Annotated in this window: 19 protein-coding genes; 12 read left to right on the top strand and 7 right to left on the bottom strand. The window is 71.4% G+C overall.

Features of this window, described 5'->3' with window-relative positions:
- Positions 1-148 precede the first annotated feature (148 nt).
- A complete protein-coding gene (locus I2501_RS10890; RefSeq protein WP_196193722.1) occupies positions 149-946 on the top strand; it encodes a class F sortase in 798 nt (265 codons plus the stop codon).
- 37 nt (positions 947-983) lie between these two features.
- Here I2501_RS10890 and I2501_RS10895 read toward each other — a convergent pair whose 3' ends face one another.
- On the bottom strand, positions 984-1,931 hold the full coding sequence (locus I2501_RS10895; RefSeq protein WP_328806314.1) for a MerR family transcriptional regulator: 948 nt from the start codon (positions 1,929-1,931) through the stop codon (positions 984-986).
- Between the two features lie 147 nt (positions 1,932-2,078).
- Here I2501_RS10895 and I2501_RS40565 point away from each other — a divergent pair, with 147 nt between their 5' ends.
- The 7 genes from I2501_RS40565 to I2501_RS10930 all read left to right on the top strand — a co-directional run bounded on the left by I2501_RS40565 (position 2,079) and on the right by I2501_RS10930 (position 6,442).
- A complete protein-coding gene (locus I2501_RS40565) occupies positions 2,079-2,291 on the top strand; it encodes a hypothetical protein (RefSeq protein ID WP_328806315.1) in 213 nt (70 codons plus the stop codon).
- Position 2,292: 1 nt separating this feature from the next.
- Positions 2,293-2,817, top strand: a complete 525-nt coding sequence (locus tag I2501_RS10905; protein WP_196193724.1) for a DUF6879 family protein — start codon at positions 2,293-2,295, stop codon at positions 2,815-2,817.
- Complete coding sequence (locus I2501_RS10910) at positions 2,814-3,656, top strand: helix-turn-helix domain-containing protein (RefSeq protein WP_196193725.1); 843 nt, start codon at positions 2,814-2,816, stop codon at positions 3,654-3,656. Before I2501_RS10905 ends, I2501_RS10910 begins: the two co-directional genes overlap by 4 nt.
- 319 nt (positions 3,657-3,975) lie before the next feature.
- Positions 3,976-4,128: a hypothetical protein gene (locus I2501_RS10915; RefSeq protein ID WP_196193726.1), complete on the top strand. Its 153-nt coding sequence runs from the start codon at positions 3,976-3,978 to the stop codon at positions 4,126-4,128.
- Positions 4,129-4,166: 38 nt separating this feature from the next.
- Positions 4,167-4,391, top strand: a complete 225-nt coding sequence (locus I2501_RS10920; protein WP_196193727.1) for a hypothetical protein — start codon at positions 4,167-4,169, stop codon at positions 4,389-4,391.
- Between the two features lie 123 nt (positions 4,392-4,514).
- Positions 4,515-6,074: an alpha/beta fold hydrolase gene (locus I2501_RS10925; RefSeq protein ID WP_196193728.1), complete on the top strand. Its 1,560-nt coding sequence runs from the start codon at positions 4,515-4,517 to the stop codon at positions 6,072-6,074.
- 47 nt (positions 6,075-6,121) lie between these two features.
- Positions 6,122-6,442 carry a hypothetical protein gene (locus I2501_RS10930; protein ID WP_196193729.1) on the top strand — a complete coding sequence of 107 codons (321 nt, stop codon included), beginning with the start codon at positions 6,122-6,124 and terminating at the stop codon, positions 6,440-6,442.
- A gap of 9 nt (positions 6,443-6,451) precedes the next feature.
- Here I2501_RS10930 and I2501_RS10935 read toward each other — a convergent pair whose 3' ends face one another.
- The 5 genes from I2501_RS10935 to I2501_RS10955 form a co-directional block, all read right to left on the bottom strand.
- Entirely contained in the window at positions 6,452-6,706 is a 255-nt protein-coding gene (locus I2501_RS10935) for a hypothetical protein (RefSeq protein WP_196193730.1), read from the bottom strand.
- Positions 6,703-6,960 carry a hypothetical protein gene (locus I2501_RS10940; RefSeq protein WP_196194180.1) on the bottom strand — a complete coding sequence of 86 codons (258 nt, stop codon included), beginning with the start codon at positions 6,958-6,960 and terminating at the stop codon, positions 6,703-6,705. Before I2501_RS10940 ends, I2501_RS10935 begins: the two co-directional genes overlap by 4 nt.
- 91 nt (positions 6,961-7,051) lie before the next feature.
- Positions 7,052-7,708, bottom strand: a complete 657-nt coding sequence (locus I2501_RS10945; RefSeq protein WP_196193731.1) for a cysteine dioxygenase family protein — start codon at positions 7,706-7,708, stop codon at positions 7,052-7,054.
- A gap of 78 nt (positions 7,709-7,786) precedes the next feature.
- A complete protein-coding gene (locus I2501_RS10950) occupies positions 7,787-8,704 on the bottom strand; it encodes a LysR family transcriptional regulator (RefSeq protein ID WP_196193732.1) in 918 nt (305 codons plus the stop codon).
- 130 nt (positions 8,705-8,834) lie between these two features.
- On the bottom strand, positions 8,835-10,985 hold the full coding sequence (locus I2501_RS10955) for a SpoIIE family protein phosphatase (protein WP_196193733.1): 2,151 nt from the start codon (positions 10,983-10,985) through the stop codon (positions 8,835-8,837).
- Between the two features lie 158 nt (positions 10,986-11,143).
- Between I2501_RS10955 and I2501_RS10960 the strand changes: the two genes are divergently transcribed.
- The 4 genes from I2501_RS10960 (at position 11,144) to I2501_RS10975 (ending at position 14,205) form a co-directional block, all read left to right on the top strand.
- Positions 11,144-12,607, top strand: a complete 1,464-nt coding sequence (locus I2501_RS10960; RefSeq protein ID WP_196193734.1) for a DUF2252 domain-containing protein — start codon at positions 11,144-11,146, stop codon at positions 12,605-12,607.
- 300 nt (positions 12,608-12,907) lie between these two features.
- A complete protein-coding gene (locus tag I2501_RS10965; RefSeq protein WP_328806316.1) occupies positions 12,908-13,303 on the top strand; it encodes an SHOCT domain-containing protein in 396 nt (131 codons plus the stop codon).
- Positions 13,304-13,366: 63 nt separating this feature from the next.
- Entirely contained in the window at positions 13,367-13,870 is a 504-nt protein-coding gene (locus I2501_RS10970; RefSeq protein WP_196193735.1) for a DUF7144 family membrane protein, read from the top strand.
- 50 nt (positions 13,871-13,920) lie between these two features.
- Positions 13,921-14,205, top strand: coding sequence for an amphi-Trp domain-containing protein (locus I2501_RS10975; RefSeq protein ID WP_196193736.1), 285 nt, complete (start codon positions 13,921-13,923; stop codon positions 14,203-14,205).
- Between the two features lie 14 nt (positions 14,206-14,219).
- Here I2501_RS10975 and I2501_RS10980 read toward each other — a convergent pair whose 3' ends face one another.
- Positions 14,220-15,617 carry a hypothetical protein gene (locus I2501_RS10980; protein WP_215909511.1) on the bottom strand — a complete coding sequence of 466 codons (1,398 nt, stop codon included), beginning with the start codon at positions 15,615-15,617 and terminating at the stop codon, positions 14,220-14,222.
- Between the last annotated feature and the right edge of the window lie 237 nt (positions 15,618-15,854).

The raw sequence follows: 15,854 nt of genomic DNA on the forward strand, positions 1-15,854 counted from the left end.
GACGTGCGCGTGGCGGCAAAACTGCGTGACACAGGCATCGACTGATCGACTCATCGACAGACCGACTGATCGAAGACTCGACGGGTCGAAGGGTCGACTGCCTGACCGCTTGATTGCTCGACATGCTTGCTGAAGTCCGGAGACCACCATGGCTCACCCGCGCAGCGGAATCTCTCCTCGTAGCCAACGGATCGGCTGGACGCTGGTTGCCGCGTCCGCCGTGCTCGGCGGCGTCATGCTCGCCGCTGCCGCCCCCGGTTCCGCGCCGCCTGCGCAACCCTCCGCGGCCGACGCGCTCCCGTCCACCTCCTCGTCCGGCACCGCCGCCGAAGAAGCGGCGCTGGGCTTCCCCGACATGGGCGACTCGGCCCCGACGCGGATCCGCATCCCGGAGATCGCCGTCGACGCGCCGCTGATGTCGCTCACCACCGACTCCACCGGGCAGAGCCTGGCCGTCCCGCCGGACGACAACCGCAATCTGGCTGGCTGGGACAGCCAGGGCGTCACCCCGGGCAGCATCGGCACGGCGGTCATCGTCGGCCACGTCGACACCAAGACCGGCCCCGCCGTCTTCTACGGCCTGAGCGTGCTGCACAAGGGCGAGGTCATCGACGTCCTGCGAGCGGACCGGCACACCGCCGAGTTCACCATCGACGGGATCAACGTCTACGCGAAGAGCAACTTCCCGAGCACCGTCTACGACAACACGCTCCGCCCGGAGCTCCGGCTGATCACCTGCGGTGGCTCGTACAGCAGCGCCGGCGGCTACAACGGCAACGTCGTCGTCTTCGCCCACCTGACGAAGGACATCCCGCCGGCCGGCACGGGGTCGACGACCTCGTCCGTCGGTGCGTCGGCGGGTGCGACGGTCCGTGCGTCCGTCAGTTCTTCCCCCGGCGCAGCCGTCAGCGCGGCTCCTGGTTCGTCCCCGCGAGTGTCGCCATGACGGCGAGAGTCGCGTAGCGGGCGCGGGGACGCGGGCGTCAGCTCGCGTACGCGTCCGCGTCCGCGAGCTCGGCATCGAGCGCGGACTGCAGCCAGGCGTAGGCGGCTCCCAGCGTCGGCGCCGTCGACAGCTCGTCCGCCAGCTGCCAGTACCGGTCCATCACCGGCTCCGCGCCGGCGGCGAGCGCGCGGCCGAGCGTGCGGCGGAAGGCCGGGGTGTCGCGCGCGTCCTGTGCGCGGGCGTGCGCGTCGACGAAGCAGTCCAGTGCCGCGCCGGAGTGGGGTGCGCGCTGGGCGAGCAGTGGGTCGAGGGCCAGCAGGTAGGCCTCGAACAGGCCGTCGTAGAGCACGTCGGCGCGCGGCACGACCGGCCGGTGCGCGGCCAGGCACGCGTCGGAGGCGGAGCCGGTCAGCGCGTGCAGTCGGGCGAAGGCCAGCACCTGCGCCGGGGTGGGCGCTTCGGGGAGCTGCGGCACGGCCATGTCGGTGATCGAGGCCACCAGCCGGGCCGCGAGCGGGTAGGGCAGCAACCGTCGCCAGTACCGGACCACGCCGTCCGTGTCCGGCGGTGAGGCGAGCCCGCCGACCAGCCGCAACCGCTCGGCCCGCTGTTCGGGCGCGGACTCGTGCAGCAACCGCAGCCCCGCCTCCCGCCAGCGCAGCGCGGTCAGTTGACCACCGAGCTCGTCCAGCTGCCGCTCGACGACGTCCGCGAGTGCGGAGTCGTCCACGGGTCCGTCTGCGGCGTCGCCGGCCTCGTCGCGGTCCAGCACCCGGCTGACGTCCGGCAGCGGCACGCCCAGTCCGCGCAGCGAGCGGATCAGCTGCAACCGCTCGACGGCCTCCGGCCCGTACCGGCGGTGCCCGCCGCTGCTCCGGTCCGCCTCGGGCAGCAACCCCCGGTCGGACCAGAAGCGCACCGTCTTCACGCTCACCCCGGCGCGCGCGGCGAGTTCGCCGATGGTCAGCAACTCGGCTGGTGGCACGACTTGAACCTCCATCAGGGGAGCTCGGGCAGGGCAGAGCCTAGACGGGACGTTACCCGCTCACACGCCCTACCCCCGCGTGCGTGATTCTCGCTACGGTGCGCATCAGCCCGGTGACAGCACCGGGACGAGCGAAGGGTGATCGCTGTGCAGAAGATCGAGAAGCTCACGTTCATCGGATCGACGTCGGAGGACGGGGATTGCCCGTCGGTGTACGAAACCGAGACCGGCGACCTGGTGATCCAGGGCGACCTGGTCACCGACCCCGACGTCGTCGGCCAGGCGCGGCACGTCAAGGCGCAGGAGGGGTTCGTGCTCGTACCGCGCGAACTGCTCGTCCGCTTCGCCCCGAGGGCGTGACATGCTCGTTCCGTTCGCCGAGATCAGCAACCGGTTCACCGACTTCGAGCACACCGCGTGGCGTCTCGAAAGCCGGAAGCAGTACGCCACCGACCTGGAATCGCCGAGGTTCGCGGCGTTCCGGGAGACCGGCCGACTCCCTGACCAGCCGGGCCACCACGCGTGGGTTGCGAACGTGCTCCGCCAGCTCGACCAGGGCAAGACCTTCGGCCGCGTGCGGATCCTGGACGAGCCGCTGACCGACAACCAGCGGTTCCTCCTGGCCAGCTCCCTGGAAAGCCCCGAGGACATCCGCGTCCTGACCAGGTCCAAGGCCAAGGGCCTGGAGCTGCCGGACGAGGACGTGTGGATCTTCGACTCGAAGACCATCGCCCGCCTGGTCTTCGATGATCAGGACCGAACCCTGGGTGTTGAGATCACCGAGAACGCGGCCGAAGTGCTGCGGGTGTGCCAGATCCGTGATGCCGCCCGGCACTTCGCAGTGCCTGCGCGGGAGTTCGCAGCGGCGCTACCGTCGGAGGCGTGACCACCGACTTCCAGCGTGCGAGGACCGCCCTCGGTACCCGGCTCCAGGAGCTGCGCACCGAGGGCGGCCTGACGGGGAGGCAGTTGGCTGCCCGGCTCGGCTGGACCCAGAGCAAGATCAGCAAGCTGGAATCCGGGAAGCAGACGGCCACGGTCGAGGATCTCCAGGCGTGGGCCGAAGGCGTCGGCAAGCCCGGCGCGGCCCCTGAGCTGAAGGCCCGTCTGCTGGGCGCGGAGAGCTCGTACCGCTCCTGGCGCAGGCAACTTGCCGCAGGGCACCGGCCTCGCCAGGACGAGGGCATCGAGCAGTCCCGGAAGACCTCCCTGACCAGGGCCTTCGAGTCGGCCCGTATTCCCGGACTGCTCCAGACGCCCGACTACGCCAGGGCGCTGCTCGCCATGGCCGCGGACTTCGCCGAGATCCCCAAAGACACGGACGAGGCCGTGCGCGCCCGCATGCGCCGCCAGGAAGTCCTCTACGAGCCCGGCAAGACCTTCGAGTTCCTCATCTGGGAAGGCGCACTTCACACCCGCGTGGCATCTCCGCCGGTCATGGCCGCCCAGCTCGACCGCCTGACCGGACTGATCGGACTCGACTCCATCCGGATCGGCGTGATCCCGCTGTCCGCGCCTCTCCGCCGGACCCCGGCCCACGCATTCTGGATCTACGACACGGCCAAGGTGGTTGTAGAGATGATCCATGCGGAGCTCTGGCTGGACGACCCGGCTGACATCGCCCGGTACGAGAAGGCCTTCGCGTGGCTGCGTGAGACCGCCGTCTTCGATCACCGGGCGCAACGGATCTTCGCGGAAGTGCGGGCCACCCTCGGCCGGAGATGACTCCCGGCGCATCCTCGCGCATCTCCTGGTGACCTTGGAGAATCACGGAGAATCACCGCCCAGAACGGGAATCGCGGCTCCCTACGGTCAGTCACATGGCCGTCACAGCTTCCACCGCCGCGGGCGCTGCACCCGCTCCGTCTGCCTCTCTCGGGCCGCTTCCACGGGCCTACCTGACTCCGCCGTGCAAGGTCGGCGGTACCCGCTGGCCCGACCTGCACCAGCAGTGCCACGCGCCCGGGTATCAGCATCGCTCCCTCGGGTGGGTACCCGTGGCCTGCGCCTGCTCCTGTCACCAGGGCACGGGAGGTGACGCCCAGTGAGCCGGAGCGTGGAGTTCGACGCCCGCAGCGGCCTGTACCGGGTCGCTGAAGACGGCGAGCCGCTCACCGATCCCGACGGGCGTCCGCTCGGGTTCGAGGACCACCAGCGTGCCGCCGAAGTCGCAGGTCACGGGGGTGACGACGCATGAGCCGGCGATCTGCCCAAACGGACGGGAAAGGGCCGGTCGTGCCGCGTCCGGCATACCCCGAGACGAAGGTCCCGTTCGTGTGGCCGACGGTCGGCGTGCGCACCTGGACGGCTCCGGAGCGGTCGTACTTCGGCACGTGCAACGCGGCGGGGATGGCTGACGACCATGTCTGCCCCGTCGGCGTCTACCGCATCAACGGACGGGTGCTCGGCTGCGACTGCCGGTGCCACGCCCGTCGGCGGGCACGGCTGTCCGGCCGGTAGACGCGTGTGTGACCTCTGACCTGACCTGACCTGCTGTGCAGCCAATCCGCCTCTGGGGCTTGAACCTCCATCAGGGGGAGTTCCTACCGTACGGCTACGGACAAGAGACGTGGAGGTCTCACTATGACGGCATTCATCCTTGCCTCCGGCCCGTTCACCGGTGCTGCGGTGTGGGACGAGGTGGCCGCCCGGCTGCGGGCGGCCGGTGCGCGGGTGCTGCCCGCTGCGCTGACCGTGGCGGCGGGTGACCTGGACGCGCACATCGAGGAGGTGGTCCGGCTGATCGACTCGCTCGACGCGGCTGACGCTCCCGACGCGTCGCCCGTGGTGCTGGTCGGCCACGACTACGGCATCCACCCCGTGGTCGGCGCGGTGGCGCGGCGGGCGGGGCGGGTGGCCCGGATCGTGTACCTGGACACGGGTGTCCCGCAGGACGGTGACGCACCGCTCGCGTCGGTGCCCGATCCGGGCGTCCACGCGCTGCTGAGTGAGCAGCCCGACGCGCTGGTCCCCGCGCCCGAGGGGGAGGGGTGGCAGCGCTGGGGCAGCATCGCCGGACTCTCCGCAGAGCAGCTGGACCGCCTCACCGCGCTCGCCGCGCCGCTGCCCGGCCGCGTGCTGACCCAGCCGCTGCGGCTGACCGGCAGCATCGACGCGGTGCCGAGCAGCGGGATTCTCTGTACGGCGGGCGGCACCACCATCGCGGCGTTGCAGAACCTCGTCTCCTACGGCCCGCCGCAGTTCCGGCGCTTCGCGGGCCCGCAGATCGGCTTCTTCGAGCTGGCGACCGGCCACTGGCCGATGCTCTCCGAACCCGAGGCGCTCGCCGACGTGCTGCTCCGCGCCGCCGCGGGGGAGGGGCAGCGGCTGGACCCGCCGAAGAAGGCGTCCGGCGGTGTGGTGGACGGCGCGGCGGACCGCCCCGAGGGGTTCCTGCTGGACGTCCCGGAGTGCCCGCGCGAGCGCATCGGCCGGCTGGACCTGCATCTGCCGGAGACGGGCGCGGCGGGCGCGCCGGACGGGCCGGTCACGCCGGACGGGCCGCGTCCCGCGATCGTCTTCGTCCACGGCGGTCCGGTGCCCCGCGACCTGGAGCCGGGGATGCGTGACACGCCGCTCTACCTCGGCTACGCCCGTCTCGCCGCGAGCTTTGGCGCGGTCGGCGCGGTGGTCGCCCACCGCCTGCACGCCCTGACGGACTTCCCGACCGCCGCTGCGGACGTCGCCGAGGCGGTGGAGGCCGTCCGCAACGACCCGCGCGTCGACGCCGACCGCGTCGCGCTCTGGTTCTTCTCCGGCGGTGGCCTGCTCACCACCGACTGGCTTGCCGCGCCGCCGAGTTGGCTCCGCTGCCTGGCCGTCAGCTATCCCGTGCTCGCCCCGCTTCCGCACTGGCGCGTGGTCGACCCACACTTCCGTCCGGCGGACGCCCTCACGGGTGCCACCGAGCTGCCGATCGTGCTGACCCGCGCCGGTCTGGAGGGCGCCGACATCGCCGCCACCGTCGCCGACTTCCTCACGGCGGCGAAGGACGCGGGCGTCGGGGTCGACATCGTCGAGGTCCCCAACGGTCACCACGCCTTCGAGCACGCCGACCGGACGGACGAGTCCCGCGCGGCCGTCCTCGACGGGATGCGCGCGGTCCTCTCGCACCTCGATGGGTCTTACCAATCCGGCGAGTAAGTGATATCACTTTATTGAGAGGGCGGATCGGCAGCAAGGAGAAGGACATGGCCACGACGCTGCAGCTGGAGCGTTCGATGCCAGGGGCGACGATGTCGGTGCAGGACCGCCATGCCAGCTGGGCGATCCTGCTCGACGGCCAGGAGGTCGGGCACATCGCCTCGGACCAGGTCTTCGAGGCGCAGCTGTCACCCGGCTCGCACACGCTCCAGCTGACCTCGACCGGCAAGCGCCGCAGCGCCGTCCGGACGTTCAGCGCGCCGGACGAGTCCACGGTCGAGTTCCGCTGCCACTCCCAGCCGATCTGGCCGCTCATGCTGATGGCCCTGGTGCTGCCCGAGCGGTGGATCGTCCTGAAGCAGCGCTAGCGTGGTGGGTCACGGCTCCGGTTCGCGGGGGCTGCCTTCCGCCCAGACCTGCTCGACGGCGGCCCACCACTCCCAGCACTCCGGGCAGCGGCACTCGGGGTCGATCGCCTCGACGTCCGCGATCGGCCGGGTGTCGGCCACCGGATCGATCCGGTAGCCGCACATCGCCACGAACGCGCCGTGGCGCAGGATGTGCCAGCGGGTGGTGCTCCGGCCGACCGGATCGGCGGGCTCGTGCTGCGCGCGCAGCTCGTAGGCGGTCACTCCCACACCCCGGCGTCGCCGCCCTGCCACTCGATCAGCCCGGGCGCGTCGGCGGCGTCCTCGTCCAGGCCCGCGCGGCGCAGGAACTCCAGCACGTCCCCGAGCCCGTAGGCCTTGCCGACGTGGGCGGTGAGGATGTCGACCCGCCGGAACGGACCGGTCGACGGATCCGTTTCGACGGGGTGCACGACGACGTGCGTGGCGTGTCCGGTGTCCGTGATGTCCCCGGCGCCCTCGGCGTGTGGCTCGCTCATGCCGTCCAGCGTGCGGAGAGCGGGCAGTGATCGCACTCGGGTTCGGCACACTGCCACTCGAACGAATGACGGGGCCGCGCATACCGAGCCATCACGATTCGCCGTGCGGTTCCGGCGTCGTGGTCGTGGTCGTGGTCGTGGTTGTTGCGGCCGCGGTCGGGTCCGGGTAGACGCGGCGGATGCTGGAGCCGAGCCGGGAGAGGTCCGCCCCGTAGATGTGGAGCGAGATCGCCTTGCCGGGACCGGTGTTGCCCACGCGGTGGATGTCGCCGGGCGGCGCGAGTGCGGAGAGCGCGCCCGTCGGGTTCACCACGCTCCGGTCCGGGATCAACCGGCCGGGCTGCACAGTTTGCCCGGCTTGCCCCGCCTGGCCCGTCCCGGCGCCGGGCATCGGCCGGAAGGTCTGCTCGGTCTCCACGCCCTGGTGGACGCCCGCGACGCACCAGCAGACGTGGTCGTGGACGGCGGTGTGCTGGCCCGGCAGCCAGACCAGCGCGACGATCGAGAACCCACTGTCAGGGCAGGCGTGCAGCAGGTGCTGACGGTAGGACCGGGGATCGCCCGCCTCCTGCTCGGCGGTGAGCAGACCCGGACGGCCGAGCAACGGCCCGAGCAGGTCGGCCACGTGGCGCGCGGTGGTGAGCGGCGGGAGGTCGCGTCGGAGCACGCGCCGGATGCCGGAGGCCAGGTCGTCGATCCACGGCAGCGTTGCGACGGCGACTGTGTCACGTGCGGTGGAGGAAGTCATGCGCCTCACGGTGCAGGGCGCGACGGATGGCGTCCAAGAACGGATTGTTGGGTGTCGAACAGCGTTGCTTATCGACCGTCAACAATCGTTGTGGACGTCGTTGTGGGCCGAGGCGACCTGCTTGAGCACGTCGAGCACCAGGCCGATCGCCGGGACGTGCGCGTGGTCGCGCAGCACGTACGCCGCGATCCGTCGCCGGGAGTGCGGTTCCACCGGGCGCGCCGTCACCCGGTCGTGGCGGAGGAAGCCCAGTACCAGCGCGGGCACCAACGCGACTCCGGCCCCGACGGAGACGAGGTTCTGCACCGCCAGGTTGTCGTCGGTCGCGAAGACGATGTCCGGGGCGAATCCCTGCTCGGCGCAGGTGTGCAGCAGATGCGCCTGGCAGCGCGGACAGCCCGCGATCCAGCGCTCCGAGGCCAGGTCGGACAGCCGGACCAGGTGCCGCCGCGCGGTCGGATGGCCCACCGGCAGCAGCGCGGTCACCGGGTCCTCCATCAGCGGGTACTCGACCAGCTCGGACGAGTCGGTCATCCCGAACTCCGGGTAGCTGAACGCGAGTGCGACGTCGCAGGTGCCCTGCGGCACGCGCCGCAGCGACCCTGGCGGCTCGTCCTCCTGCAACTCGATCCGGACGCCCGGATGTTCGGCCAGCAGGCGCGCGATCGCCTCCGGCACCAGCGTGGCGTTCGCGCTGGGGAAGGAGCAGATCCGCACCCGTCCGCCGTGCAGCCTGGCCAGCGCGTCGAGCTGCTGCTCCGCGGCCGACAGCTGCCCGAGGATCAGGCCGGTGTGCCGGGCGAGCGTCTCACCCGCCTCGGTCAGCCGCAGCCGCCTCCCGGCCCGGACGAAGAGCGGCATCCCGACGCTGCGCTCCAGCGCCTTCATCTGCTGCGTGATCGCCGGCTGCGTGCACCCCATGGTCCGCGCCGCCGCGGACAGCGTGCCCGCCCGGACGACCTCGTGGAAGGTGGCGAGATGACGTGAGTCCAGCACTCTTGGAAGCATAAGCAGAAATTGACGTCTCGGCAGGTACATGACTGAGCTGCCGTCCACCGGCACACCGGGTGGACGGCACACCGGGTGGACGTCCCGCCGTTCCGGCCCCGCCCGGCCCGGCCCGCACTCAGGCGAGCGTGTGGAGCAGGAGGACCGCGATGTCGTCCGTGCGCGGTCCGGTCGGTGGAACAGCTCTCAGCAGGGCGTCGATCAGCGCGTCGAGATCCGTGGGCTGCCCGGGGTCGTTCCGGTCGAGTTGGCGGGCGTGCGACGCGAGTGCCTGGTCCAGGTCGGTGTCAGGGGACTCGACGAGTCCGTCGGTGTAGAGGGCCAGCAACGTGCCGGCATCCAGCGGGAAGTGGGTCATGGGGTAGTCGGCGCCCGGGTCCACCCCGAGGAGAGGGCCCGGTGCGATGTCGAGTGGCTGTGCGGGCTGCCCGGGGAACCCGAGCAGTGGGGGCAGGTGCCCCGCACTGGCCAGCCTCGCCTGCCGCCGGTCCAGGTCGAGCTCGACGTACATGCAGCTGGCGATCAGGTCGGAGTCGAGATCGAGGAGCAGACGGTTCGTGCGACTGAGGACCTCCGCGGGGCTGGTCGTCGCGGTCGCGTGGGCCCGGATGGCGGTGCGGATCTGTCCCATGAGGGCGGCCGCCGCCACGTTGTGGCCCTGGACGTCGCCGATGACCGCCGCGGCCGAGCCGCAGGAGAGCCGGATCAGATCGTAGAAGTCGCCGCCGATCTCCATCCCGCTGGTGCCCGGCAGGTACGACGCCGCGGTCTCCAGGCCGGGGAGGTCGGGGAGGGCGTCGGGCAACAGCGCTTGCTGGAGCCCGTGGGCGAGCTCGTACTGGACGTCGTAGAGGCGGGCGCGTTCCAGGGCCTGGGCGATCAGTCCTGCGAGCGACGTGAGCACGGCCCGTTCGTCCGCGTCGAAGGCATGGGGCCGCTCGTAGGCCATGACACAGCAGCCGACCGGCTCGTGATGGGTGGTCAGGGGGAGGACGGCCCAGGCCTGCTGCCCGGCGGGCCGCACGACCCCGGGGTAGAGCATGTCGAACTCGGCGCGGGAACCGAGGAAGAGCGGTGCGCCGGTGGTGGTGGCCTGGGCGGAGGGGGCCAGGCCGGTGTTGAGCGGAGAGCCGTCCAACCTGGCCAGGGCCTCGGCCGGGTAGCCCCGGTGACCGGCGACGCGGAGGCGGCCTGCCTCGACCAGGTAGAGGACCAGTGCGTGGGCGTCGAAGGCGGGCACGATCTGGTCGGCGACCAGGTCCACGACATCGCGCACCGACGCGGCCTCGGTCAGCGCCGTGGCCAGGTGCATGAGCTGGTACAGCCGTCCGACCCGCGCCGGAACCGGCGAAAGGCGGTCCCGCTGGACGGACCCGGAGCCGTCGGCTTCCCCGGCCGGTCGGACCAGGACGCTGATGCCGCTGGAATCGGGGTAGAGCCGGAAATGCAGGGACGCGTTCGGCGGGCGCAGCGCCGCGAAGGCGACGGGCTGCCGGGTGAACACCGCGGCCCGGTACCGGTCCTCGTAGACCGGATCGTCGAGCCAGGGGAGCGACTGCCAGGGCAGGGTGCCCGCCAGATCGTCTTCGGAGCGGCCCAGCAGCTCCGCCGCCAGGGGACTGACGTAGGTCACGCGCCCTTGCAGGTCGAGCGCGAGTGCGCCGTCGGGCAGCCGTGCCGCGAAGTCGGCGGCAGCCGGCCCCTGTGGGGCCGCCGCCGGGCGCAGCGTGACGGACGACAGTACGCGAGGCGCCGGGGGAGGCACGTAGCGCCGCGTGCGGGTGTGCTCGTCGACCAGTCGCGCCAGTCGGGCGCAGGTGGACATGACGTTCCTGCGCTCCCGACGGGTGGCCCGTTCGGAGTGCGTCGGAGGCCACAGGAGCAGCAGCGCCCCCCAGCGACGCGTGCCGGAGATCGGGGCTGCGGCCAGGACGAACGGATACGGCACGGCGACGGCCACGCCGGGGTAGGCGTCCACCATCTGCTGCTGATTGCCCACCCACACCAGCTGCTGCTGACGGATGGCGTCGGTCCCGGGAGTCGGTGTGGCGAGCGGGACCCGGAGCCACGGGGTGAAGAAGTCGACCGGCGCGCCGATGAGGAGGGCCAGCCGGAACATCTCCGGTTCGAGATCGCAGAGGTAGATCGCCCCCACGTTGGCGCCGAGCTCGCGGACGCACCGAGCCAGCGGCTCGTCGAGGTACGCGGTTCCCGAGTCGTCCGCGTCCCCGGGCCCTGGCCTGCGGAGGGTCGGCCCGTCACCGCTCATGATTCGACGGTACGTCCGGGCCGCCGGTGCCGCAGGGGTGCGGTCGACGGGGGCTCGCGCCCGCAGCCACGCGCGCGCTTACTGGAAAGAGGCGTGCAGCCGGCTGCGGCGCACGACCGGCCGACGGCACGCGTGGCCCCGGCCCGAAGGGAGCGGTCATGACCGAGCGGAAAGAGGGCCTGGCGGAGGGAGCGGGGGAGGAGGCGCAGCCGGTGAGCTGTGCGGCGCTGAGCCGTGCGGAGCTGAGCCGTGCGGAGCGGGTCGCGCTGGGCAAGGAAGCCCGTAAGGCCGCGCCGTTGGAGGCGCACGGCGAGTTCCGGCCGGACAGCGGGCGGGACCCGGTCGGGCTGCTGCTGAGCCAGGCGGGTTCGCGGGTGCCCGAGCTGGTGCCGGTACGGCACGGACGCATGCTGGTGTCACCGTTCACGTACTACCGCGGCGCCGCACTGCCGATGGCGGCGGACCTCGCGGCCACGCCCACCTCGGGACTCCGGGTGCAGCTGTGCGGAGACGCGCACCTGTCCAACTTCGGTGCGTTCGCCTCGCCGGAGCGGCGGCTGGTGTTCGACGTCAACGACTTCGACGAGACACTGCCCGGGCCGTTCGAATGGGATGTCAAGCGGCTGGCAGCGAGCCTCGCGGTGGCGGGGCGTGACAACGGCTTCTCCGACAAGGCCCGCCGCGCGGTGATCCTGGCCGCGGTCAAGGCATATCGCAAGGCGACGCGGCGCTTCGCGAAGCAGTCCGTCCTGGCTGTCTGGTACGCCCACCTGGACATCGAGGAGGCCATCGGGGAGTTCAGGTCCCAGGTCAAGGCGAAGGGGTTCAGGGCGGCTGAGGCGCTGCTGGCCAAGGCCCGCACCCGGGACAGCACGCAGGCACTGGGCAAGCTCACCTCCCTGGTCGACGGTCGGCGGCAGATCGTCAGCGTGCCCCCGACGATCGTCCCCGTCGAGGAGCTCTACAGCGACATGCAGGCCGACGCGATCTACGAGCTCATCCGCACCGTGCTGACGACCTACCGGGACACGCTGCAGTCCGACCGGCGACACCTGCTCGACCAGTTCACCCTGGTCCAGATGGCGCGCAAGGTCGTCGGGGTCGGCAGCGTCGGCACCCGCGCCTGGATCGTGCTGATGGACGCCGAGGAAGGCGTCGACCCGTTGTTCCTGCAGGCCAAGGAGGCCCAGCCGTCGGTCTTGGCGGAGTACGCGGGGCGCAGCCGGTTCGGCAACGAGGGTGAGCGCGTCGTCGCCGGTCAGCACCTCATGCAGGCCCAGAGCGACATCTTCCTCGGCTGGACCCGCGCCGCCGCCCCGGACGGGGTCGACCGCGACTTCTACGTGCGCCAGTTGCGCGACTGGAAGTTCTCCGCGCCCATCGAGATGATGATCCCGTCGGGCATGAAGGTGTACGGCACGTTGTGCGGGTGGACCTTGGCCCGCGCGCACGCCCGATCCGGCGATCGCGTCGCGCTCGCTGCCTACCTGGGTGGCTCGGACCGGTTCGACCAAGCCGTCGCGGACTTCGCCGAGGTCTACGCCGACCAGAACGAGGACGACTTCGCGGCTCTCCAGGCCGCCGTGAAGGGTGGCAAGACCAAAGCGCTCGCCGGGATCTGACAGGTTTGCCGAGACGCCGAGACGCCGAGATGCCGAGCTGCCGACAGCAGTGACGTGAGCCGGCCCGCCGCACGGAATTCACCTCCTGGGGGTGATGCGGCCCGCGGACCGGGTCGCCGGTCGGACGTCACCCGGCAGCCGCCGTTGGGCGGCCGTCGCAGAGCGGCCGCGCCGAATCACCCGGGACGGGTGGTGCGGGCGTGATTCCGGGGCTGCTACTCATGGTGATGAGTCCGCGGCTCCGCTTGCCGGGCGTACCGTCCTGGCCGGGCCTGCGGAAGGCGCGGGAAGGTGAGCGCGGTGAACTACCCTCTGCTCGACATTTTCTTCACCACGATGTGGTTCTTCCTTTGGGTTCTGTGGATCTTCCTGCTGGTGCGGGTGTTCATGGACCTGTTCCGCGACAAGACCGTCAGCGGCTGGGGGAAGGCCGGCTGGTCGGTGTTCCTGATCGTGCTGCCCTTCCTCGGTGTCTTCGTCTATCTGATCGCCCGGGGCAGAGGCATGGCGGACCGCCAGGCCGAGGAGGCCGCGGCGGCGGACTCCCGGTTCCGTGCCTACGTGCAGGACGCGGCGAAGGAGAGCCCTGCGCCCGGCACGAGCGAGCAGCTCGCCCGGCTGGTGGAGCTGAAGGACCACGGCGATCTGACCGACGAGGAGTACCAGCAGGCCAAGTCGAAGGTCCTGGCCGCCTGACCCTGGCCGGCCGTGCCCGCGTCGACGGCGCGGCCGCCCTACGCACGAGACTTGGAGGCAACCGTGAGTACCGCTGCCCGACACCAATCCGAGTGGGCGGCAGGCCGATCGCCACGCACCGGCCTCGCCACCCCCGGCCTGGTGACCTTCGCGGGCGTGCTGCTGGCCCTGCTGGGATTCCTCAACGGCCTGGACGGGATCGCCGCCATCGCCCGCTCGCACGTCTTCTTCGGCAACGCCCACTACGTCTTCGGCGACCTGCGCGCCTGGGGTTGGGTGATGCTGGTCCTTGCCGTCGTCCAGTTGGCCGCCGCCTACGGCGTCCTGGTCGCCCGCGCGGAGTGGGCCCGCTGGACCGGAGTCGTCGTGCTCGGGCTCAACGTGTTCGCCCAGATGGCGTTCATCCCCTCGTACCCGTTCTGGTCGCTGACCATCATCGCGATCGACGTGCTCGGCATCTACGGCCTGACCGCCTACGGCAGCCTCGACCGCGGGGTCACACCGTCAGGCGGCGGCGAAGCGGCTCCGGCCGATGTCCCACAGGCCCCCCGGCCGAAGGCCGCCTGAGCGACTGTCCGTACGGCGCCGCACCCAAGGAGCACCCAAGGGAAGAGACCATGGAGGACCTGAAATTCGAGCAGAAGCGCACGCTCTCCCGCGCTGAGGCAGCCGCACTGGTGAAGGCGCTCGCCACGGCGCTTGAAGGTGGCGAAAAGGTGGAGCTGGAGCTGGGCCCAGGCGTGCTGACCATGCAGGTGCCCGACACCGTCAGGAGCGAGGTCGAGGTGGAGGTCGAGGACGGAGAGATCGAGCTGGAGATCGAGCTGTCCTGGGCCACGGCTTCGGCCCGGGCAACCGCGTCCCAGCCCGAACCGTCCGAACCGTCCGAACCGGACGAGTGACGCGCCGGCGGGGGTCAGGCGCCGTCGGCCGTTGCAGGCGTTCCGGGCGGCGTCCCGCCCGGGCCGCCGGGCCCCTGCGGGGCTGTGCCGCGGAGTTCGGCGAGGCCGGGGCCGGGCGCCAGGAACTCGCGGATGCCGAAGGCGGCGAGGACCACCAGGGCGAACCAGAAGACGACCAGGCCGGTGGGGTGGTCCCAGAAGACGAAGACGACTGCGGTGATCAGCAGGATCGCGATCCCGATCCAGCGCTTCCACCGGCGCACGAAGGGCTCGACCGGTCCCGCGCGGAATCCGATCTGGTCCGCCGCCTGCCGCACGCCGCCGATCCCCGTGCTGCACGCGGCGCGGATGAACGTCGCGGTCCGGGAGGGGCCGATGAAGAACGCGCCCAGGGCCACCAGGACCGCCAGGGCTCCGACCGCCCGCACCGTGACCCGCAGGAAGTGGATCAGCGCGTCGTAGACCGAGCCCGCCGCACCGGCGTTGACGCCCGGTGGGAGCTGGTCGAGGAAGTAGCTGCGGAAGACGGCCAGCGTGACGCCCAGCAGCAGCATGGCCGCCGCGACCCCGATCGCCGCCCCGATCAGCGCCCGTCTGCGGTCCCGCGCCAGGTACACGCCCGCAGCGGCGACCAGCACGGCGATCACCGGCATCCAGTTGCCGAGGATCTGCAGCAGCCGGAGATAGGACTTGAGCTTCCCGATGGACTTCGAGGAGTAGACGGTGAAGGTCGCGTGCACGGTCGGGATCTTGGACGCCAGCCCGAGCCCGGCGCCCACCAGCTGCGTCTTGACCTGCTCGATGATCGGCGCGAGGTCGATGGTGACCTGGTTGTTGGCCAGTGAGACAGCACCGCCGCCCTGACCGGTCAGCGCCTTGACCATGGAGGCGTGCGCGGTACGCATCGCATTCGTCCAGACCGTCGCGAAGGCGGGACTGGTGACGACCTTGTTGACGACGTTGCCGACCAGGCTGGTGATGCCGCTGCCGATCGGCCCGCTCAGCGAGCCGATCAGGTTGGCCGCCTTCGGCGGGACGCCCTTCTGCGAGGCGGCCTGGGAGAGCTGGCCGACCAGGGAGGGCACGTTGATCTGCTGCACCACCACGTTGGTCACCCGGGTGGTGAGCGCGTCCTGCACCTGCGGGTCGCTCGCCAGCGGGGCCATTGTCGCGACGAACCGGTTCGTGTCGGTCACCTGGTCGTTCGCCCAGACGGAGATCACCGCCAGCAGCGAGAGCACCGCGGCCACCACGATCAGCACCGCCGACCCCGTGGCCCGCACCCGGTGGTGTTCGCGCTGCCCGGCGGCGCCACCTGCCTCCAACTGGGCGATCCGCCGCCGCAGATCCTCCAGCTCGCGTGAGTCGGAGGGTCCCGGCTCAGGCTCGGTCCCGTTGTCCGTCGACGACATGTGGTGCTCCGTCCTGGCCGATGCGGCCGCTGGTCCCAGGAAAGCCGTCATATGACAGGAGCGCGAAAGGTACTGGACCGGCCGGGTGCAGCACTCGTCCCATCGGGCGACGCGTGGCGTCGGGCGGTTCACCCGGTCCGGGTGAGTCGGCGACGCGCGGACGCGGGACAGCATGGCCGTGACGGGCCCGGTCGACCGGAGCTCGTCGGTGGAGCGCCGGAAGCTGGTGGAGAAGGA

The organism is Streptacidiphilus fuscans (assembly GCF_015690355.1).
Taxonomy (GTDB): Bacteria; Actinomycetota; Actinomycetes; order Streptomycetales; family Streptomycetaceae; genus Streptacidiphilus; species Streptacidiphilus fuscans.